Raw genomic sequence first — 19,602 nt, forward strand, 5'->3', positions numbered from 1 at the left:
AGGCGGTCAGCGGACCGGGCGGCTGCCGCAGGGGGAAACCGTTGACCTCATGCCATGTATGTATGAAGTTCGTAGAGAATGACGAACGCGCCATTTTCGGTGGACGCGGAACGCGGAAACGCGCGCGACGCGCGGACGGGACGGGAAAGGTCACCCGAGCGGTGCGGCGGCGGAGTGACGGACCGCGCGGCGCCCGGAACGGAAGGCGCCCGGGAATCCGCCGGGCGCCGGACACCGTCGCGTGTCGGGGGAAGGAGGCCCGGCGTTTCCTCCTACGGTGACGCCATGCGTGGGATTCTCCTGGCCGGCGGCACCGGATCACGGCTCTGGCCGCTGACCTGCTCCGTCTCCAAGCAGCTCCTCCCGGTTTTCGACAAGCCGATGGTCTATTACCCGCTCTCCACGCTGGTGCTGGCGGGAGTCAGCGAAGTCCTCGTCATCACCACCCCGGAACACCAGACGCAATTCCGGTCGCTGCTCGGCGACGGCGGACAGCTCGGACTGCGCATCGAATACGCCACCCAGGAACGTCCGGAGGGAATCGCCCAGGCATTCCTGCTCGGTGCTGAATTCATCGGGGACGGGTCCGTCGCGCTGATCCTCGGGGACAACATCTTCCACGGCGCCGAACCGACCACCCGGCTGGCCCGGGAGGGCCATGCGCACGGCGGTCACGTCTTCGCTTACCAGGTGGCCAACCCCTCGGCGTACGGCGTGATCGAGTTCGACGAGCACGGGCGGGCGCTCTCCATCGAGGAGAAGCCCGCCCGCCCGAGGTCCCGGTACGCCGTGCCCGGGCTGTACGTCTACGACGAGCGCGTGGTGGAGGTCGCCCGGGGGCTGCGGCCCAGCGCCCGGGGCGAACTGGAGGTCACCGACCTCAACCGCCACTACCTGGAGGCCGGGGAACTCCGGGTCACCCGGCTCGACCGGGGCACCGCCTGGCTGGACACCGGCACCTTCGCCTCCATGGTCCAGGCGTCGGAGTTCGTCCGGGTCGTCGAGGAGCGCCAGGGACTCAAGATCGGCTGTGTGGAGGAGGCGGTCTGGCGGGCCGGGCTGATCGACGACGCCCAGCTCAGGGCCCTCGCCCGGCCGTTGCTGCGCAGCGGGTACGGGCGCTATCTGCTGGAGCTGCTGGACCACGACGGCCCGCCCGCCGTCGCCCCGCCCCGCGCCGACGGTCCGCGCGTCCACCCCGTGGCGGCCGTCTGACCGTGGCGGAGGCGCCGCGAGGAGCGGGGACGGCCGCGTCGGCATCCACACCGGTTCCGCGAGGAGCGGGACGACGGACAGGACGACTGACAGGGCCACGGACAGGACCACGGAAACAGGACGGACGACGGGAGCGCGACGGATGAGACCGCTGGGGATCGAAGGCGCCTGGGTGGACAGGCCGAAGGTGTTCACGGACCGGAGGGGCAGCTTCCACGAGTGGTTCAGGGCCGACCGCTTCCAGGAGCTGACCGGCCATCCGCTGCGACTGGAACAGGCCAACTGCTCCCGCTCCGGGCGCGGTGCGCTGCGGGGCGTCCACTACGCGGCGGTCCCGCCCGGCCAGGCCAAGTACGTGACCTGCGTCAGCGGGGCGGTGCTCGACGTGGTGGTGGACCTGCGCACCGGCTCCCCGACCTTCGGCCGCTGGGAGGCGGTGCGCCTGGACGACCGGGAGCACCGGGCCGTCTACCTCTCCGAAGGGCTCGGCCACGCCTTCCTGGCCCTGGAGGACGGCTCCACCGTCGTCTACCTCTGCTCCGAGGGGTACGCGCCGGAGCGGGAGTTCGGGATCCACCCGCTCGACCCCGGGCTGGGCATCGAGTGGCCGGCCGGGACCGTCCCCGAACTCTCCGCGAAGGACGCCGCCGCGCCCACCCTGGCGGAGGCCGGACGACGGGGCCTGCTGCCGTCCTACGAGGAGTGCCTCGCCCACCGGCGGCGGCTGCGGACCGGGGAACGGGGGCCGGTGTGCGCCTCCTGGTGACCGGCGGGGCCGGGTTCATCGGCTCGGAGTTCGTCCGCCGACGGCTGCGCGCCGATCCGGCCGGGCGCGTCACGGTCCTCGACGCGCTCACCTACTCCGGGGTCCGGGAGAACCTGGCGTGCGTCGAGGGCCTCCCCGGCTACCGCTTCGTCCACGGCGACGTCCGCGACCCCGACACCGTCGACCAGGTGATGGCGGGTCAGGACGCGGTGGTGCACTTCGCGGCCGAGTCGCACGTCGACCGGTCGATCGAGGGCGCCGGGCCCTTCGCGTCCACCAACGTCGTCGGCACCCAGGTGCTGCTGGACGCCGCGCTGCGCCACCGGGTGGGCCGGTTCGCGCAGGTGTCGACGGACGAGGTCTACGGCTCGATCGACACCGGCTCCTGGACGGAACGCTGGCCGCTCGCGCCCAACTCCCCGTACTCCGCCACCAAGGCCGCCGCCGACCTGCTCGCCCTCAGCTACCACCGCACCCACGGCCTGGACGTGGTGATCACCCGCTGCACCAACAACTACGGACCCCACCAGTTCCCCGAGAAGCTGATCCCGCTCTTCGTCACCCGGCTGCTGGACGGGAGGGACGTCCCCCTCTACGGCGACGGCCACCACGTCCGCGACTGGCTGCACGTCTCCGACCACTGCCGGGGCGTGGAACTCGTGCTGCGCGGCGGCCGGGCGGGGGAGGTCTACCACATCGGCGGCGGCACGGAACTCAGCAACCGGGGGCTCACCGGACTGCTCCTCGACGCGCTCGGCGCGGACTGGGACCGGGTCGTCCCGGTCGCCGACCGCAAGGGCCACGACGCCCGCTACTCGCTCGACGACACCAAGATCCGCGAGGAACTGGGGTACGCCCCCGAGGTCCCGTTCGCGGCGGGCCTCGCCGCCACGGTCGACTGGTACCGGCACCACCGCTCCTGGTGGGAACCCCTCACCGCCCGCCCGGAAGCGGTGCCGCGATGACGGCGCCGGACAGCGGGACGGCGGCCCCCGGCGGGACGACGTCGTGGCTGGTCACCGGGGCGGGCGGGAAGCTCGGCCGGGACGTGCTGGCGGCGCTCGCCGCGACCCCGGGCGCCGGGGCGACCGGACGGACCCGCGACCGGCTCGACGTCACCGACCCCGTGGCGGTGCGCGCTGCCGTCGCCCCGCACCGGGTGGTCGTCAACTGCGCCGCCTGGACGGACGTGGACGGCGCCGAGACGCACGAGGCCGCCGCGACCGCCGTCAACGCCACCGGCGTGGAGCACCTCGCCCGCGCCTGCGCCCGGACCGGCGCCGTCCTGCTGCACGTCTCCACCGACTACGTGCTCTCCGGCGGGGCCCGCCGCCCCCACCCCGAGGACGCGCCGACCGGCCCGCTCAACGCGTACGGCCGGGGCAAACTGCTGGGGGAGCGGGCGGTGGCCGCGCTGCTCCCGAGCGCCGGCTACACCGTGCGCACCGCCTGGCTCTACGGCGGCCACGGCCGGGACTTCGTCACCACCGTGCTGGAACTCGCCGCCCGGCGGCCCACCGTGGACGTGGTCGCCGACCAGTACGGCCAGCCCACCTCGTCGGCGGCGCTCGCCCGGCAACTGGTCGCGCTCGGCACCGCCGCGTTGGCCGGACGGGCCCCGGCGGGCGTCTACCACGGCACCGCCGCCGGACACACCACCTGGTACGGGCTGGCCCGGGAGGCGTACCGGCTCGGCGGGCTCGACCCCGGCCGGGTCCGTCCGGTCGGCTCGGAGGCGTTCCCGAGGCCCGCCGTCCGGCCGGTGTACGGGGTGCTGGGGCACGACGGCTGGGCGCGCGCCGGGGTCGCCCCGCAGCCGCACTGGCGGGAACAGCTGGCGGCGGCGTTCCGGGAACCCCGGTTCGCGGACCTCGCCGCCGCCGCACGCGCCGGGGCCCCCACCCCGGCGCGGGGGTGAGGGCCCCGGCGGGGGTCCGGACGCCGTCTCAGACCAGCAGCGGTCCGCCGCAGCGGGTGGCGCCCTCCTTCATGGCGATCAGGTTCGCCACCACGTAGGAGATGTCGTTCGAGGAGTGCCACTCCGTCGGAAAGTACGTCACCAGCCGGGAGCTCTGGAAGCGGGCCTCGATCTCGGGGACGAACGTCCGGTACTGGTCGTCGGTGTAGTACCAGAACGAGTTCTCGTTGTAGAACGCGACGTGGGTGGGGTCCTGGTAGGCGCCGCGCCCGTCGGAGCTGGGCGTCATGGTCAGCAGCATCCCGCCGGGGGCCAGCAGCCGGTACAGCTCGTTGATCAGCGGCACCTTCGCGGGCACGTGCTCCAGGAAGTCCACCGCCCGGATCAGCCCGACCGAGCCGTCCGGGAGGTCGAGCCGGTCGGGCAGCGTCGCCACGATGTCCACGCCCTCGCCGGGGTGCTGGTCCACGCCCAGGTACCCCGGGGGCTTGCGGTGGGCCGCGCCGAGGTCCAGCGCCAGCAGCCCGTTGCGGGCGCTCCACGCCAGGGCGTTGGCCTCCACGTACTTGTCGTAGAGGGCGACCGTCTCGCGCTGGATGTGCGCGTTGACCTCCGCGTCGCGCTGGGTGTTCCCCGCGTGCATCCGCTGGAGGTAGAGACAGCGTTCGACGTGGTGGAACTCCCCCTCCTGGAAGAGCCGGCACATCAGGTCCTGGTCGTCCAGCACCGAGCGGGTGGCGTCGTAGCCGCCGACCTTGGCGTACGCGTCCCGGCGGAACGCCCGCACGTGGTTGGGCGCGTACCAGATGTACGAGACGTTGTGCGGCGTCGGCGCCATGGTCCGGGCGGCCAGCAGCGGACGGCCGTCGAGGACGACCTCCTCGTACGTCCAGCCGTACGCCTCGTTGAAACGGGTGTCGTCCCGGCCGCCGTCCTCGGTGATCTGGGCGGTGTTGCTGTAGACGAAGACCGCGTCGGGCCGTTCGTCGAACGCCTTGCCCAGCTCGGCCAGGCAGTCGCGGGTCAGCAGGTCGTCGTGGTCGAGTTCCACCAGGATCTCGCCACGGGCGAGTTCGCAGGCCCGGCGCTTGGCGGCGCCGACCCCCCGGATCTCGTCGGCGATCTCCACCCGCACCCGCTCGTCGGGGCGTTCGGGCCGCCACCGGGCGCCGTTGTTGAGGAGGACGATCCACTCCCAGTCCTGCCGGGACTGTGCCTGGAGGGTGGCCAGGCACTCGTCCAGGAAGCGCGGCCGGTGGCTCGGGGTGAACACGGAGAATGTGGGGGTCGGGGACGGGGACGGTGTCATCTGCGGCTACCTGCCCGGGGTTGCGGAACGCTCGGCGGCTTCGGAACGCTCGGTGCTCGTGGGGCTCGTGGGACCTGGAAGGGTGGGGGTGATCGTGGCGCCGGGCGTGCCGGGAGCACTTGAGGTGCTGGTGGGCTTCCCCGCGTCCAGGCGGTCTTCGGCGTCCTCCGGATCCTCGGGGTCCTCGGTGCCCTCGGGGTCCTCCGGGTCTTCCGGGTCCTCCGCGTCCGGATCGGACGGGTCGGACGAGGAGCCGGAGGAGGCGGGAGCGGCGGGCCGGAAGGGCTCGGGGACGTGGGGGCGCAGGGAGGTGTCGAGTTCGACGGCCCGGCGGTAGGCGTCCCGCGCCTGGGCGTCCCGGCCCTGACGGGCCAGCGCCGCGCCGATGTGGAAGTGGGCGGTGGACGCCTTCGGATCGGCGCGGACGGCCCGGCGCAGCAGCGCGAGCGCCTCGCCGGGGTCGTCGGCCTCCAGCAGCAGCGCCTTGTTGAAGAGCGCGGAGGTGTACGCCGGATCGGTCTTCAGCGCCGCGTCGTACGCCTTGAGGGCGTCCGCCCGGCGGTTCTCCTGCTGGGCGAGGACACCGAGGTTGTACCAGGCGAGCTTGTTGCCGGGGTCCAGTTCCAGCACGCGTTCGAAGGTGGCTTTGGCGGTGCGGAGGTCCTGGTAGCGGAGCTGGAGCAGACCGGACTCCAGCAGGGCGTCGGTCTTGCGCCCGGCGTTGTCGACGTTGTCGAAGGCGTGCGAGGTGGCGGAGGCGGTGCCGGTGCCGCCCGGCAGCAGGTCCGTGTGCGTCGCGACGGCCCACCCGGCGGCGCCCGCGCCGACCAGGACCGCCGCACCGACTCCTGCCCAGATTCTTCGCATTCGTCACCATTCAGGTGGTATGGGGGTGGAGCGGCCAAGGTAACGACGCGCCCGCCGCTCCGTCACCTCCCGGGCGCCCGGTCCTTCCGCAGACCACTCGAACGTACGCAGAGCGGACCGGGTCGGTCCGGCCCGGGCGGGGTGGGCCGGGGTGTGCCGGTCCTCGGGTCCGGTCGGGGCCGGAGTGGGCCGGGTCGGGGTGCGTCGGTCCTCGGAGTCCGGCCGGAGTCGGAGCCCGACCGGTGCTTGCCGGAGTCCGGCCGGGGTGAGGGTGGGCCCGGTCGGTGGTGCGTTGGCGCCCGGCGGATGGCGGCCCCCGTGCCGTACGCCGAGCCGGGCGGCGAAGAGGCGGAACGGGAAGAGGCGGAACGGAAGAGGTCGATAGAGGACAGCAACTGACCTATATGGTCCCTATGGTTGCTCCATGACCACTTCACCGCAGAGCCCGGTCCCGTCCGCCCTCCCGAACGAGCAGGGTGAATTGCTGCTCGCGTTCGCGGAACAGCGGGAGCTGCTCCTGATCACCACGCGCGGCCTCACCGACGCCCAGGCCGCCGAACGCACCACCGTCAGCGAGCTGACCCTGGGCGGGATCGTCAAGCACCTCACCCAGGTCGAGCGGGCGTGGACCCTGGTCATGGCCGAGGGGGACGGGCGACTCCCGGAGGACATGCTCGACCCCGACCAGCACCGCGTGCTCGAAGGCGAGACGCTCGCCGGACTGCTGGAGGGGTACGCCGCAGCCGCGCGCGGGACCGACGCGTTCCTGGCCGCGGTGCCGGACCTCGACCGGCGGGTGCCCCTTCCCCGGTTCCCGTGGTCGGCGCCGGAGACCGTCTACTGGTCCGCCCGCCGCATCCTGCTCCAGCTCCTCAGGGAGCTGGCCCAGCACGCGGGGCACGCGGACATCATCCGGGAGGCGCTGGACGGGGCGAACACCACGGCCCAGCGGTGACCCGCGCGGTGGCGCCCCACGTTGAGACGCCGCAGGGGTTGCCGAGACGCGGTGCGGTGGACGCCCGCCGCCGGTAGCGTTCCTGTCCGGGCACCGGAACGGAGAGGGCGCATGCCGTACCAAGTCGACGGACGGGAGCTGATCGGGCGTCGGATCAGACGGCAGCGGCTGCGGCTGGGGATGACCCAAGCCGATCTGGCCGCCGCCGTCCGACGGACCCAGGGCTGGGTGTCGAAAGTCGAGCGCGGGGCGATCGAACTCGACCGGACCGGGCTCATCAACGTGCTCGCCGCCGCGCTGCACTGCCACCCGAACATACTGCTGGAACGTCCGTACCTGGGCGATGCGCCGGAGAACCAGTGGCAGGTGGCCGCCGCCTCGATCCTGCGTGAGCTGCGCCGGTACGACCTGACCCCCGTGTTCGACGGCACCCCCCGCACCTCGGGGGAGCTGTGGCGGGACATGACGCGCCTTCACCGGCTGCGCGACGCGGCGGCGAACGTGGCGATCCTCCGCATCCTGCCGGACTTCTTCCGTGAAGCCCTCGCCCTGGCCGAACGTTCGACGGGGAGGGAGCGCGAGGAGGCGTTCGCCGTCTACGCGGTGGCCTGCAAGTTCGCCCACACCTCGGCCCATGCCCTGGGCCATGCCGAGCTGGTCGCGATGGCATGCGAACGGGCAGCGTGGGCGGCGGGGCTGTCCGGCGATCCGCTGATGCCCGCCGTGGCCGACTGGATGAGGGTCTGGGACATGTGGGCGACCGCGGACTGGGACTCGTCCGTACGGCTGTCCGACAAGGCACTGGCCTCGGTCCAGGACCGCTACGACGCGGGCGACCCGCTGGCACTGCGGGTCTGGGGCACGCTGCAACTGCGCGCGGCGGTGTCGTGCGCCCGGGGCGGTGACCCGGGCGAGGCGGAGACGAGGCTCGGGTACGCGGCGGAGGCGAGCCGACGCGCCGCGACCGGCCCGGGACCGGAGCCCGACCGGCACTCGCTGACGTTCAGCCGGGGGAACGTGCAGATCCACCGGGTCGGCGTCGCGCTGGAGACGGGGGACCAGGCCAGGGCGCTCGCCCTGAACGAGCGCGCCGATCCGCGACTCGTCGAGGCGCTCCCCAAGTCCCGCCAGGGCCACCACTACATGGACCTCTCGCGGGCGTGGCTGTGGGCGGGGGACCGGACGAAGGCGCTGGAGGAACTGGAACGGGCCGAACGGACCGCTCCCCAGCTGGTGCGGAACCACCCCATCGCGCGGGCGACGCTGCGCGGGCTCACCGCGCTCGCCCACGGAGGCCGGGGCACGTCACGGCAACGCCTTCGGCGTATGACGGAGCGGTTCCACCTCGGTGACGGGGAACCGCCCCGCTGATCGGTCCCGTCAGTGACCGCTGTCCGGCGCCATCGGTCCGGAGGGGGCGACGGGCTTCGCGCGGCCCCGGTCCCGGTCCCGGGCGCGGCTCAGTCGATGAACGGGGTGTCGGCGGTGAGGCCGTGGTCCACGCGGGCGCGCAGGGCCGGGTGGATCGGATACCGGTCGAGGTCTTCGGGAGCGACCCAGCGGACGTCCGCCGCTTCGGACGGTTCGGGGGTGAGCGTTCCCCCGACGACCCGGGCGCGCAGGCAGACGTTGATGGGCTGCCGGACCTCGTCCATCCGGTCCCCGTGCCAGTAGACGATCACATGGTCGGGGGTCGAGAACACACCGACCAATCCGGTCACCTCGACCTCCAGCCCGGTCTCCTCGCGGCACTCCCGGACGGCGGCCCGGCCCACTGTCTCGCCCTTCTTCACCCCGCCGGTCGGGATCGTCCACAACCCGTTGTCCACCCGCTTCAGCAGCAGCACCCGGCCCTCGTCGTCCCGGACGAACACCGAGGCGGAGGTCTTGCGGCTGGTCGGCCTGGGCGCGTCCGGGTCCTTCCAGTGGTCCACCCTGCGCGTGGCCCGGCTCACCGCTGCTCCGCAGGGGCGGACGAGACGTTCGCCGCTCCCGGGCACGCCAGCCTGCCGGGACCGGCTCGGCGTACGGCTGCCCGGTGCAGGAGTTCGTCCACCATCCGGCCAGGATGGCAGGCGGATGCGTCCGGTGTCCGGGACATCCGTGAGGACGTCCTTGGGCACGTGCCGGGGAATCGCCGTGCCGAACGCCGAGAAGGCTCCCCGCGCGGGCGCGGTCTGCCCGGTACTGACACCGGGTACGGCCTCGTCTGTCCCGTGTCCCGTACGAGGAGGCGGAGTTACCGTTCCAGATGTCGAGTCAGAACGGAGCCCGTGATGCCCGCCACTTCCGACAGTCCCCTCCTCACCTTCGGCCAGCGCCTTCGTCTGCACCGTGAGCGCCGGGGCATGTCCCGGCCGGTCCTCGGCGGTCTGGTCGGACGGTCCGCGGAATGGGTCAAGGCCCTGGAACGCGGACGGTTGAACGTCCCCCGACTCCCCCTGCTGCTGCGGCTGGCCGAGGCGCTCGGCGTCCCGGACCTCTCCGAGTTGACCGGGGACGAGCGGGTGGCCTCCGCCACCTACACCAAGGCCGCCCATCCGGCCCTCCCCACCGTGCGGGACGCCTTGACCGCCTTCCGCTTCGACACGGCGGAGGAGCCCGAACCGGTCGTGACGCTGGAGACGCGGGTCCGGCGGGCATGGCGCCTCTGGCACGGGCCGGGGGACCACCGGACGAACGTGGCCCGTGTCCTGCCCGCGCTGCTCGCGGACTGCCGGTACGCGGCCCGCGCGCTGGAGGGTGCCGACCGCCGCCGCGCTCTGGCAGCCCTGGCGCAGACCTACCATCTGACCCAGCTCTACCTCAGCTTCCAGCCCGCGCCGGAGCTGGTGGTGCTGACCGGTGACCGGGCGATGGCCGCCGCCCAGGAAGCGGACAGCCCCCGCTCCATGGCCGCCGCCTCCTGGTACATGAACCACGTCTTCCGGGACGCCGGGGAACGGCACGAGGCCCGTGTCGACCTGGCGATGAGGGCGGCCGACCTGCTGGTCCCCGACCAGGGGCCGGAGCAACTGGCCCGATGGGGGCTGCTCCATCTCGCCGTCGCCCTGTCCTTCGCCAAGGCCGGACGGAAGGGCGAGGCCGAACGGTCCTGGGACCGGGCGGACGCGGCCGCGCGGCGGCTGGGCGATGCCTACACCCACCCCTGGCTGATCTTCGGCCGTCGGATGGTGGACGCCTACGCCGTGACCATGTGCGCCGATCTGGTCAGCCCCGGCCGGGCGGTGGAGGCGGCGGCCCGGGTCGACCTCGCGCCCATGCCGTCCGCGACCCGCCGGGCCTTCCACCTGATCGAGTCGGCCCGGGCACACCGGCTCCAGGGCGAGAACGTGGCGACCGTCCACCTGCTCAGGAAGGCGTACGAGACGTCACCGGAGACCGTGCGCTTCAACACGTTCGCCCGCCCCACGGTGGCCGAACTCGCGACCGGCGACAACGCGATGATCCGCGATGACGCCCGCGCCCTCGCGGAAGCCCTCGGGGTGCCCGCCTGACCGGTCGCGGTCGGACGCCCTGCGGCGGAAGGGTACGGGTGGAGGGGTACCGGGTGTACCCCTCCACCACCGGGCACAACCGGTACCCCATGGCGCGTGACGGGACGCCTACCGTCGGCCACCACCTCGCCCGGACGGTCGTCCAGACCGGACCGGGCCCGGCCGACCGCGAGGAGCCCCGTCGTGCAGCACGGCACCACCCACCATCCCGATCCCGCCGGAACGGAGACCCCTCCGCCGGAACCCCGACCGCTCACCGGCCTCTCCGCTCGGTGGACTCGTACCCGTGGCACTGGAGAACGGGACACGGCCCTCGTGCCCATGGGCACGGAGGTGACCCACGTCGCCGAAGACCCTGAACGGGCGGCCTGGCGGGACCTCCTGGCCCACTTGGGGGCCTGCCCGGACTGTCTGTCCGGGCCCTCCGGGTGCCCGGCCGCCCGGGAGTCGCGGGCGGCGTGGCGGGCGGCGGAGGCGGTTCACCTCGTCGCGCTGGACGAGGGCGACCGTCCCGTCCGGGCGGAGGGCGGCGAGTGAACGGCGGAACGGCGGAGTGGAGCGGGGCCGGGCCCGGGAGCCGTCGGCCGCTCGCCGTCGTGCTGGGCACGGCGGAGGTGCGGGAACAGTGGGTGCGGCGCGGGGTCGCGGTCGTGCGGTGCGGTGGGGCGTTCGGGGCGGTCCGGGTCCCGGCGGAGCTGGTCCACGCGGCGGCGGGCACCGAGGTACCGGCCGGGGTCCGCGTCCACCTCGCCGCGACCGTTCGGGGACCGGTCGTCGGCGACCGGGTGTCCGGACACTTCTATCCCTTGGTCCCGGCCCGCGCCTGGCCCCCGCACCAAGAGGCGGCCCGTGCCGTCCCCGGCGCCCGGTACCTCGGCCCCGGCGCCTTCCTCGGAGTGCCGCCGCCCGGCCTCACCGACCCGGCGGCGGGCCGCTGTTACTGGGCGGTGCCCCCGGACCCGGTGGACGGCCGTTCCGCCCTGTGCCCGCCGGAAGCCGTCGCCCGGCTGCTGCGCACCGCGCACGGGAGCGGTGCGTGAGCCCCCGTACCGACCAGGTGCTGTGCGTGCTGGCCGTCGCGGCGCTGCTGGGCGCGCTGGCGCTGGGCGTGTCCCGCGTCTGACCGGACCGCCGCGTCCCGCCGCCACGGCCCGCCACCCGCGCCGCCACGGCCCGCCGGTCCCGCCGCCGATCACCGGCCGTCGGGTACGGGCGCCCCCCGACGAACCGTCAGGCCCCGCCCGCCAGGGGGTGGCCGATCAGCATGGTCGGGGCCCCGGACACCCGGGTCAGGAACACCGTCGCCGCGTTCGGGCCCTGGGGACGCACCTTGCGGCGCAGTTCCTCCGGTTCGACGGCGGAGCCCCGCTTCTTGACGGTGAGGACGCCGACGCCCCGCTCCCTCAGCAGCGCCTTCAACCGCTTGACGTTGAACGGGAGGTGATCGGTCACCTCGTACCCGGTGGCGAACGGGGTCGTCAGCGCCGTGTCGGAGGTGACGTACGCGATGGACGCGTCGAGCAGTCCGCCGGACACCTCCTCGGCCACCGAGGCCACCAGCCGCGCCCGGATCACCGCCGGGTCGGGCTCGTACAGGTACCGTCCGACCGCCCGCACCGGAGGGTCCGGGGGCAGTGCGTCCAGCGCGGCCGTCAGGGTCGCCCCGCCGGGCAGCAGGGTCGAGCGACGGGAGTCGGGCGCCCCCGTCCCGAACCAGAGCACCGCCTCCTTGAGGTCGCCCCGGTCGGAGATCCACTCGGTCTCGACCCCGTCGGGCACCGCCTCGTGCGGCACCCCGGGCGCGATCTTCAACGCGCCCCGGCCCACCCGGCGCACCGCGTCGACCGCCCAGCTCAGCGGGGGCGAGTACGCCTCCGGGTCGAAGATCCGGCCCCGGCCGCCGCGCCGCGCGGGGTCCACGAACACCGCGTCCTGGCCATCGGTCGACACCTCCGTCACGTCCGCCTCGCGGACCTCGATCAGCCCGTCGAGTCCCAGGGCCGTCGCGTTGGCGCGGGCCACCGCGACGGTCAGCGGGGAACGGTCGACGGCCAGCACCCGTACGCCCGCGCGGGCCAGTGCGATGGCGTCCCCGCCGATCCCGCAGCACAGGTCGGCCACCGAGGCCACCCCCATGGCCCGCATCCGCTCCGCCCGGTACGCGGCCACGCTGGTCCGGGTCGCCTGCTCGACGCCGTCCGGGGTGAAGAACATCCGGGCCGCGTCCACCGCCCCGAACTTCGCCACCGCCCGCTCCCGCAGCCGGGCCTGGCCGAGCGCGGCGTTCACCAGCTCGGCGGGGTGGTCACGGCGCAGCCGGGTGGCGACGGCGAGTTCCCCGGCGGGGTCGGTGCCGCGCACCTCGTCCAGCAGGGCGCGGCCCTCGTCGGTGAGGAGGGCGGCGAACTGCGCCACGGGCGCGGGGCGGGGGTCGGTGGTGCTCACCCGGCCATTGTGGGCCAGTCGGTGGACGGTCCGCTGACGGCGGCGGTGTCGGCCCGGGGGCGCCGTGGGGCGCTGACAGGATGCGGCTCCATGCGACTAGTAAGACAAAAGGAACAAAGCACTCGCGAGGTTCCGGGGGCACCCGCACGAGTCGCCCGCCCCCAGCCTCACGGCCCCGGGTCCCACGGTTCCCAGTCCCACGGCCCCGGGTCCCAGGGTTCCCAGCCTCACGACCCCCAGCCCCAGGGTTCCCGGCCCCCCGGCTCCCGGTCCCACGACGCCCCCCGGCCCGACCGCTCCCGTCCCCGTCGCCCTGAGTCCGACCGTTCCGGTCGTCCCGAGCCCGACCGCTCCGGTCGCCCCGGTCGCCCCGGGCGTGGCCGTCCCCGTCGCCCCGCGCACGGCCGCGCCCCGTCCCGGCTGCTCCTCGTCGCGCTCGCCCTGGGGATCACCGCCACCGCCGTCACGGGCTGCGGCACCGACCCCACCGGCCCCGCGAAGCCGTCCGCCTCCGCCTCCCCCTCCGGGCGGGCGGGCGGCGCCCCCGGCGAACGGGCCGCCGGTGCCCGGGACGCGAAGGACACCGAGGCCGCCGTCCGGGAGCGCACCCTCGCGGCGGCCCGGCTCGCCACCGCCAAGCGCTGGGGGCTCGCCAAGGCGCCGCTGGTCGCCCCGCCCCCGCCCGCCCGCAAACCGGCGATCACCACCCGCGCCGGGTTCGAGGTCCAGGGGCACGAGGACCTGCCGCCGGTGTTCACCACCGTCCCGACCAAGGACAAGGTCGTCTTCCTCACCATCGACGACGGCGCCGAGAAGGACCCGGCGCTGATCAGGATGATGGAGGAACTCCAGGTGCCCTACACCGCGTTCCTCAGCGACTACCTGGTCAAGGAGGACTACGGCTACTTCCGGAAGATGCGGGACGCCGGGGTCACCCTCAACAACCACTCCCTGACCCACCCGTACCTCCCGGGACTCTCCTACGCCCAGCAGAAGCGCCAGATCTGCGGCATGCAGGACGTCATCCAGAAGCGGTACGGCACCCGGCCCACCGTTTTCCGGCCGCCCTACGGCAACTACGACGAGGCCACCCTGCGCGCCGCCAAGGAGTGCGGGATCGCCCATGTGCCGCTGTGGAACGAGGAGGTCTTCGCGGACCGCTGGGAGTACCGCGAGTGGGACCGGAGGATCCGCCCCGGCGACATCGTCCTCACCCACTTCCGGGGCCGGGAGGACTGGGGCGGCACCATGCCCGACACCATGCGCCGCTTCCTGAAGCTGGTCACCGACCAGGGCTACGCCGTGGCCAGACTGGAGGACTACCTCTGAGGCGACGGGGCGACGGGGCGACGGGGTGACGAGACGGGGCGGCGGGGCGGCGGGACGGGAAGGCGCATGGTCACAGAGGCCCGCCGGAGGTCCCGTACGGGCGGCGCGTTGGCACTCCGCTTGACCGAGTGCTAATCGCGGTCATAGTCTCGACCCTGGCACTCTCCACTGGCGAGTGCCAGCAGCGACAGGCAGGTCCGGCACCCGCGACGACGGATCGACCTGGCCGCCCCAGATCAAATTGACCCCATGAGATCTCCGAAGGGGGAGGTCGGATCGTGACGACCACCAGCTCCAAGGTTGCCATCAAGCCGCTTGAGGACCGCATCGTGGTCCAGCCGCTCGACGCCGAGCAGACCACGGCCTCCGGCCTGGTCATTCCGGACACCGCCAAGGAGAAGCCCCAGGAGGGCGTCGTCCTGGCCGTGGGCCCGGGCCGTGTCGAGGACGGCAAGCGCGTCGAGCCCGACGTCGCCGTCGGCGACATCGTCCTCTACAGCAAGTACGGCGGCACCGAGGTGAAGTACAACGGCGAGGAGTACCTCGTCCTCTCGGCCCGCGACGTGCTCGCGATCATCGAGAAGTAGTTCACCCGAGCCAAGACGCGTCTTGTGCTTGTGAATCGTGCCCCTGGCCGCCCGCGACGCTGAGCCGGGCGCCGGGGGCGCGATTCGTTTCACCGCTTCCAGTACTCCGAGAGGGCTGAACCGCTCCCATGGCGAAGATCCTGAAGTTCGACGAGGACGCCCGTCGCGCCCTTGAGCGCGGCGTCAACAAGCTTGCCGACACGGTCAAGGTGACGATCGGCCCCCGTGGCCGCAACGTCGTCATCGACAAGAAGTTCGGCGCCCCGACCATCACCAACGACGGCGTCACCATCGCCCGTGAGGTCGAGGTCGAGGACCCCTACGAGAACCTCGGCGCGCAGCTGGTCAAGGAGGTGGCCACCAAGACCAACGACGTCGCGGGTGACGGCACCACCACCGCCACCGTGCTGGCCCAGGCCCTCGTCAAGGAAGGTCTGCGCAACGTCGCCGCCGGTGCTTCCCCGGCCGCCCTGAAGAAGGGCATCGACGCCGCCGTCAAGGCCGTCTCCGACGAGCTGCTCGCCACCGCGCGCCCGATCGACGAGAAGTCCGACATCGCGGCCGTCGCCGGTCTCTCCGCCCAGGACTCGCAGGTCGGCGAGCTGATCGCGGAGGCCATGGACAAGGTCGGCAAGGACGGTGTCATCACCGTCGAGGAGTCGAACGCGTTCGGCCTGGAGCTGGAGTTCACCGAGGGCATGGCCTTCGACAAGGGCTACCTCTCCCCGTACTTCGTGACCGACCAGGAGCGGATGGAGGCCGTCCTGGAGGACCCGTACATCCTCATCCACCAGGGCAAGATCTCCTCCATCCAGGACCTGCTGCCGCTGCTGGAGAAGGTCATCCAGGCGGGTGGCTCCAAGCCGCTGCTGATCATCGCCGAGGACGTCGAGGGCGAGGCCCTGTCCACGCTGGTCGTCAACAAGATCCGTGGCACCTTCAACGCCGTCGCGGTGAAGGCCCCCGGCTTCGGCGACCGCCGCAAGGCGATGCTCGGCGACATGGCCACGCTCACCGGCGCCCAGGTCATCGCCGAGGAGGTCGGCCTCAAGCTCGACCAGGTCGGTCTGGACGTGCTCGGCACCGCCCGCCGCGTCACCGTCTCCAAGGACGACACCACCATCGTCGACGGTGGCGGCAGCTCCGACGAGGTCGCCGGCCGCGTCGCGCAGATCAAGGCCGAGATCGAGAACACCGACTCCGACTGGGACCGCGAGAAGCTCCAGGAGCGCCTCGCCAAGCTCGCCGGCGGCGTCTGCGTGATCAAGGTCGGCGCCGCGACCGAGGTCGAGCTCAAGGAGAAGAAGCACCGTCTGGAGGACGCCATCTCCGCGACCCGCGCCGCGGTCGAGGAGGGCATCGTCTCCGGTGGCGGCTCCGCGCTCGTCCACGCCGCCAAGGTGCTGGAGGGCAACCTCGGCAAGGAGGGCGACGAGGCCACCGGTGTCGCCGTCGTCCGCCGCGCCGCCGTCGAGCCGCTGCGCTGGATCGCCGAGAACGCGGGCCTGGAGGGCTACGTCATCGTCTCCAAGGTCGCCGACCTGGAGGCCGGACACGGCTACAACGCGGCCACCGAGGAGTACGTCGACCTGGTCAAGGCCGGTGTCATCGACCCCGTCAAGGTGACCCGCTCCGCGCTGGAGAACGCCGCCTCCATCGCCTCGCTGCTGCTCACGACCGAGACCCTGGTCGTCGAGAAGCCCGCCGAGGACGAGGCCGAGGCCGGTCACGGCCACGGTCACTCGCACTAGTCGACCGCGGAGCGGCCGACGCCTGGTCACCAGGCGCCGGCCGCCGGTCGCGGCGGCTCCCGCCGGCCGCGCACCACGTCGAACGGGCCCCGGCCCGGCCCCCGTCGAGGGGGCCGGGCCGGGGCCCGCGCGCGTACCGGAAGCCCCGGGCTTCCGGCTACCGGGGCCCGTACTTGCGGCCGGTCGAGGCGGTGAACCCGCCGAGCAGCTGCCGGGGGGCGAGCTTGGCGAGCCCCATCAGCGCCTTGTACCGGGGGTCGGGGACGGAGACGACCCGGCCGCGCGCCAGATCGGCCAGCCCGGCGGCGACCACCTTGTCCGCGTCCAGCCACATCCATCCGGGGATGGAGTCGGTGCCCATCCCGGCCCGCTCGTGGAACTCGGTGCGGACGAAACCGGGGCACAGCGCCGTCATCCGCACCCCGGTCCCGGCGAGGTCGCGCGCCGCGCCCTGGGTGAACTGCACCACCCACGCCTTGGACGCCCCGTACGTCCCGCGCGGGATGAAGGCCGCCACGGACGCCACGTTCAGGACCGCCCCCCGGCCCCGCTCCCGCATCGCCTCCGTCGCCGCCGACGTCAGCCGCAGCACCGCCTCGCAGTGCACCTTCAGCATCCGCAGCTCGTCGGCGACCGGGACCTCCAGATAGCGGCCCTTGTTGGCGAACCCGGCGTTGTTGACCAGCAGGTCCACCGTCCGCCGGGGGTTGCCGAGCCGGGCCGCCACCGCCTCGATGCCCTCGTCGGTGGCGAGGTCGGCCCGCAGCACCTCGGCCTCCACCCCGTGCCGGTCGTGGAGGTCGGCGGCCTGGGCGCGCAACCGCTCGGCGTCCCGCGCCACCAGCACCAGGTCATGGCCGTCCGAGGCGAGGCGCCGGGCGAACGCCGCCCCGATGCCCGCGGTCGAACCCGTGATCAGAGCCGTAGTCATGGGCCCACAGTAGTGATCCGCCCCCGCCCGCCGACACCACCCGGACGCACCGGTTCCGCTCACACCGGGCCCGGTCGGCGTCCCCCCCTTGCGTTCCGGCGCCCCGCCCGCTCCGGCCCGTCCGGCCCGCTCCGGCCCAATGGCCCCGCCGCCACCGGACGGACCGACCGCCGGGCCCCGTCCGCTCCCCGGCACCACTGCCCGCCACTGCCCGCCGCCGCCCGGCACCGACCGTCCGCCACGGACCGACCGCCGGTCCGCCACGGACCGACCGCCCGGTACCGTCCGCTCCCCGGTCCCGTCCGCCCGGCTCAGGAGCCGTAGCGCTCCACGTACGTCAGCGCCCGTTCGCGGGTCTCCGGGTGCAGCGCGTCCCCGGCGGCGAGCACCCGGGGCAGCAGCTCCCGGTGGGTGGTCAGGGCCCGGAACTCCATCGCCACGGTGACCTCGTGCTCCGGCCGCGTCACCACCTCCACCCGGTCGCCCGCCCGCACCTCCCCGGGGGTGATCACCCGCAGATACGTGCCGGGGGCGGCCCGCGCGGTGAACCGGCGGACCCAGCCGCGCTCCCCGAGGAACTCGGCGAAGACCCGGCACGGGACGCGCGACGAGCTGACCTCCAGCAGCAGCTCGGGACCGACCCGCCAGCGCTCGCCGATCAGCGCGCCGTTGACGTCCACGCCCTCGGTGGTGAGGTTCTCCCCGAAACAGCCGGACGGCAGGTCCCGCCCCAGCTCGCGCGCCCAGTCGTCGAGGTCCTCCCGGGCGAACGCGTACACCGCCTGGTCCGTACCGCCGTGGTGGCGGCGGTGACAGACGGCGTCCCCCGCCAGCCCGCTGCCCCCGACCCCCTTCGGCCCCGGCTCGCTCACCCGCACCGGGCCCGGCACCGGGCGCTTGTCGATCCCCGTCAGCCCCTCGGGCTGCTCCGTGTACGGGACGTTCCGGGCCCGTCCCACGTTCAGTGACAGAACCTTCATGGCCTTCATGCGGCGCACGCTAATCCCCCGGAGTCAAAGTGTCGAAGGGTTAAACCGCTGGACATCCAAGGAACTCTTATGCCGCGTTAGGATGGGGAACGTGATCGAGGCCCGTCATCTCCGTGTCCTGCGCGCGGTCGCCACCACCGGTTCCTTCTCCGCGGCGGCCCGTGAGCTGGGCTGCACCCAGCCCGCCGTCAGCCAGCAGATGAAGGCCCTGGAGACCTCCGCCGGCACCCCGCTGATCGTCCGCGCCGGACGGGAGATGCGGCTGACCCAGGCGGGCGAGGCCCTGGTCCGGCACGCCACGGGCATCCTCGCCGGGCTGACCGCCGCCGAGGAGGAGGTCGCCGCCATCGCGGGGCTGCGGGCGGGCCGGGTCCGGCTGGTGTCCTTCCCCAGCGGCAGTTCCACGCTGGTCCCCGCCGCCCTCGCCGCGCTGCGCGCCGCCCACCCCGGCACCCGGGTCTCCCTGGTGGAGGCCGAACCGCCGCGCTCGGTGGAGATGCTCCGCGAGGGTGACTGCGACGTGGCGCTCGCCTTCCACTACGCCGACCGGGCCGCCCCCGGGGAGCCCGGGGACGTCGCGCTGCCGGAGGAGTGGGCCGATCTGACGGTGCGGCCGCTGTTCGCGGACCGGCTGGTCGGTCTGGTCCCGGAGGGGCATCCGCTCGCCGACGCGGGCACGGTCCGGATCGAGGAACTCGCCGACGACCCGTGGATCGCGGGCTGCCCGCGCTGCCGCCGTCAGCTGGTGGACGTGTGCGAGGGCGCCGGGTTCACCCCCCGGATCGACTTCGCCACCGACGACTACCCGGCCGTGACCGGACTGGTCGGGGCGGGGCTCGGGGTGGCGGTGCTGCCCGCGCTGGCGCTGGAGTCGGTCCGGCCCAAGGGGGTGCGGACCGTGGCGGTGGAGCCCGTGGTGCGACGGCGGATCGTCGCGCTCACCCTGCCGGACCTGGCCCGGGTCCCGGCGGTCGCGGCCACCCTCGACCAGCTGGAGCGGGTCGCGCCCCGCTGACGGGCGCCCGGTCGGCGAGCGTCCTGCT

The 19,602-nt window shown here is 73.7% G+C and carries 19 protein-coding genes; 13 read left to right on the top strand and 6 right to left on the bottom strand.

Translation table 11 applies throughout. The features are described 5' to 3' along the window. Positions 1 to 285 precede the first annotated feature (285 nt). From rfbA to rfbD, 4 genes are all read left to right on the top strand, one after another. Positions 286 to 1,215, top strand: a complete 930-nt coding sequence (gene rfbA, locus ACVWNX_RS21315) for a glucose-1-phosphate thymidylyltransferase RfbA (RefSeq protein WP_454409077.1) — start codon at positions 286 to 288, stop codon at positions 1,213 to 1,215. A 142-nt stretch (positions 1,216 to 1,357) separates the two neighbouring features. Continuing rightward, positions 1,358 to 1,981, top strand: a complete 624-nt coding sequence (rfbC, locus tag ACVWNX_RS21320; RefSeq protein ID WP_454409078.1) for a dTDP-4-dehydrorhamnose 3,5-epimerase — start codon at positions 1,358 to 1,360, stop codon at positions 1,979 to 1,981. Continuing rightward, the gene (gene rfbB / locus ACVWNX_RS21325) at positions 1,966 to 2,946 is read left to right on the top strand and encodes a dTDP-glucose 4,6-dehydratase (protein ID WP_454409080.1); all 981 of its coding nucleotides are present in this window, start codon (positions 1,966 to 1,968) and stop codon (positions 2,944 to 2,946) included. Before rfbC ends, rfbB begins: the two co-directional genes overlap by 16 nt. Next, the gene (rfbD, locus tag ACVWNX_RS21330; RefSeq protein ID WP_454409081.1) at positions 2,943 to 3,899 is read left to right on the top strand and encodes a dTDP-4-dehydrorhamnose reductase; all 957 of its coding nucleotides are present in this window, start codon (positions 2,943 to 2,945) and stop codon (positions 3,897 to 3,899) included. The genes rfbB and rfbD overlap by 4 nt, the downstream gene beginning before the upstream one ends. Before the next feature lie 28 nt (positions 3,900 to 3,927). Here the strand turns inward: rfbD and ACVWNX_RS21335 are convergent, their stop codons facing one another. Together ACVWNX_RS21335 and ACVWNX_RS21340 are read right to left on the bottom strand one after the other, a co-directional pair. Then, positions 3,928 to 5,172: a glycosyltransferase gene (locus tag ACVWNX_RS21335; RefSeq protein ID WP_454409082.1), complete on the bottom strand. Its 1,245-nt coding sequence runs from the start codon at positions 5,170 to 5,172 to the stop codon at positions 3,928 to 3,930. Positions 5,173 to 5,214: 42 nt separating this feature from the next. Then, entirely contained in the window at positions 5,215 to 6,075 is an 861-nt protein-coding gene (locus tag ACVWNX_RS21340) for a tetratricopeptide repeat protein (protein WP_454409083.1), read from the bottom strand. 424 nt (positions 6,076 to 6,499) lie between these two features. Between ACVWNX_RS21340 and ACVWNX_RS21345 the strand changes: the two genes are divergently transcribed. Then, positions 6,500 to 7,030 carry a DinB family protein gene (locus ACVWNX_RS21345; RefSeq protein WP_454409084.1) on the top strand — a complete coding sequence of 177 codons (531 nt, stop codon included), beginning with the start codon at positions 6,500 to 6,502 and terminating at the stop codon, positions 7,028 to 7,030. 111 nt (positions 7,031 to 7,141) lie between these two features. Continuing rightward, positions 7,142 to 8,401, top strand: a complete 1,260-nt coding sequence (locus tag ACVWNX_RS21350) for a helix-turn-helix domain-containing protein (protein ID WP_454409087.1) — start codon at positions 7,142 to 7,144, stop codon at positions 8,399 to 8,401. Positions 8,402 to 8,490: 89 nt separating this feature from the next. Here the strand turns inward: ACVWNX_RS21350 and ACVWNX_RS21355 are convergent, their stop codons facing one another. Beyond that, complete coding sequence (locus tag ACVWNX_RS21355) at positions 8,491 to 8,985, bottom strand: NUDIX domain-containing protein (protein WP_454409088.1); 495 nt, start codon at positions 8,983 to 8,985, stop codon at positions 8,491 to 8,493. Positions 8,986 to 9,306: 321 nt separating this feature from the next. On the opposite strand from ACVWNX_RS21355, the gene ACVWNX_RS21360 reads away from it, so the two are divergent. The 3 genes from ACVWNX_RS21360 to ACVWNX_RS21370 all read left to right on the top strand — a co-directional run bounded on the left by ACVWNX_RS21360 (position 9,307) and on the right by ACVWNX_RS21370 (position 11,567). Next, positions 9,307 to 10,527, top strand: coding sequence for a helix-turn-helix domain-containing protein (locus tag ACVWNX_RS21360; protein ID WP_454409089.1), 1,221 nt, complete (start codon positions 9,307 to 9,309; stop codon positions 10,525 to 10,527). Positions 10,528 to 10,842: 315 nt separating this feature from the next. Beyond that, positions 10,843 to 11,064 (top strand): hypothetical protein, encoded by a 222-nt coding sequence (locus ACVWNX_RS21365; protein ID WP_454409090.1) that lies wholly within the window; start codon positions 10,843 to 10,845, stop codon positions 11,062 to 11,064. Next, positions 11,061 to 11,567 (top strand): hypothetical protein, encoded by a 507-nt coding sequence (locus ACVWNX_RS21370; RefSeq protein ID WP_454409092.1) that lies wholly within the window; start codon positions 11,061 to 11,063, stop codon positions 11,565 to 11,567. Before ACVWNX_RS21365 ends, ACVWNX_RS21370 begins: the two co-directional genes overlap by 4 nt. A 190-nt stretch (positions 11,568 to 11,757) precedes the next feature. On the opposite strand, the gene ACVWNX_RS21375 is transcribed toward ACVWNX_RS21370, so the two are convergent. Beyond that, positions 11,758 to 12,972: a class I SAM-dependent methyltransferase gene (locus tag ACVWNX_RS21375; RefSeq protein WP_454409093.1), complete on the bottom strand. Its 1,215-nt coding sequence runs from the start codon at positions 12,970 to 12,972 to the stop codon at positions 11,758 to 11,760. Between the two features lie 420 nt (positions 12,973 to 13,392). Here ACVWNX_RS21375 and ACVWNX_RS21380 point away from each other — a divergent pair, with 420 nt between their 5' ends. From ACVWNX_RS21380 to groL, 3 genes are all read left to right on the top strand, one after another. Beyond that, positions 13,393 to 14,301, top strand: a complete 909-nt coding sequence (locus ACVWNX_RS21380) for a polysaccharide deacetylase family protein (protein WP_454414870.1) — start codon at positions 13,393 to 13,395, stop codon at positions 14,299 to 14,301. Positions 14,302 to 14,579: 278 nt separating this feature from the next. Continuing rightward, positions 14,580 to 14,888: a co-chaperone GroES gene (gene groES, locus ACVWNX_RS21385; RefSeq protein WP_454409095.1), complete on the top strand. Its 309-nt coding sequence runs from the start codon at positions 14,580 to 14,582 to the stop codon at positions 14,886 to 14,888. A 128-nt stretch (positions 14,889 to 15,016) separates the two neighbouring features. Next, positions 15,017 to 16,639, top strand: a complete 1,623-nt coding sequence (gene groL, locus ACVWNX_RS21390) for a chaperonin GroEL (RefSeq protein ID WP_454409096.1) — start codon at positions 15,017 to 15,019, stop codon at positions 16,637 to 16,639. A 157-nt stretch (positions 16,640 to 16,796) separates the two neighbouring features. Here groL and ACVWNX_RS21395 read toward each other — a convergent pair whose 3' ends face one another. Next, a complete protein-coding gene (locus tag ACVWNX_RS21395; protein WP_454409098.1) occupies positions 16,797 to 17,570 on the bottom strand; it encodes an SDR family NAD(P)-dependent oxidoreductase in 774 nt (257 codons plus the stop codon). Between the two features lie 311 nt (positions 17,571 to 17,881). After that, complete coding sequence (locus tag ACVWNX_RS21400; RefSeq protein ID WP_454414871.1) at positions 17,882 to 18,550, bottom strand: MOSC domain-containing protein; 669 nt, start codon at positions 18,548 to 18,550, stop codon at positions 17,882 to 17,884. Between the two features lie 100 nt (positions 18,551 to 18,650). Between ACVWNX_RS21400 and ACVWNX_RS21405 the strand changes: the two genes are divergently transcribed. Next, positions 18,651 to 19,574 carry a LysR family transcriptional regulator gene (locus ACVWNX_RS21405; protein ID WP_454409099.1) on the top strand — a complete coding sequence of 308 codons (924 nt, stop codon included), beginning with the start codon at positions 18,651 to 18,653 and terminating at the stop codon, positions 19,572 to 19,574. Positions 19,575 to 19,602 lie beyond the last annotated feature (28 nt).

It is taken from the genome of Streptomyces sp. JNUCC 64, from assembly GCF_054484115.1.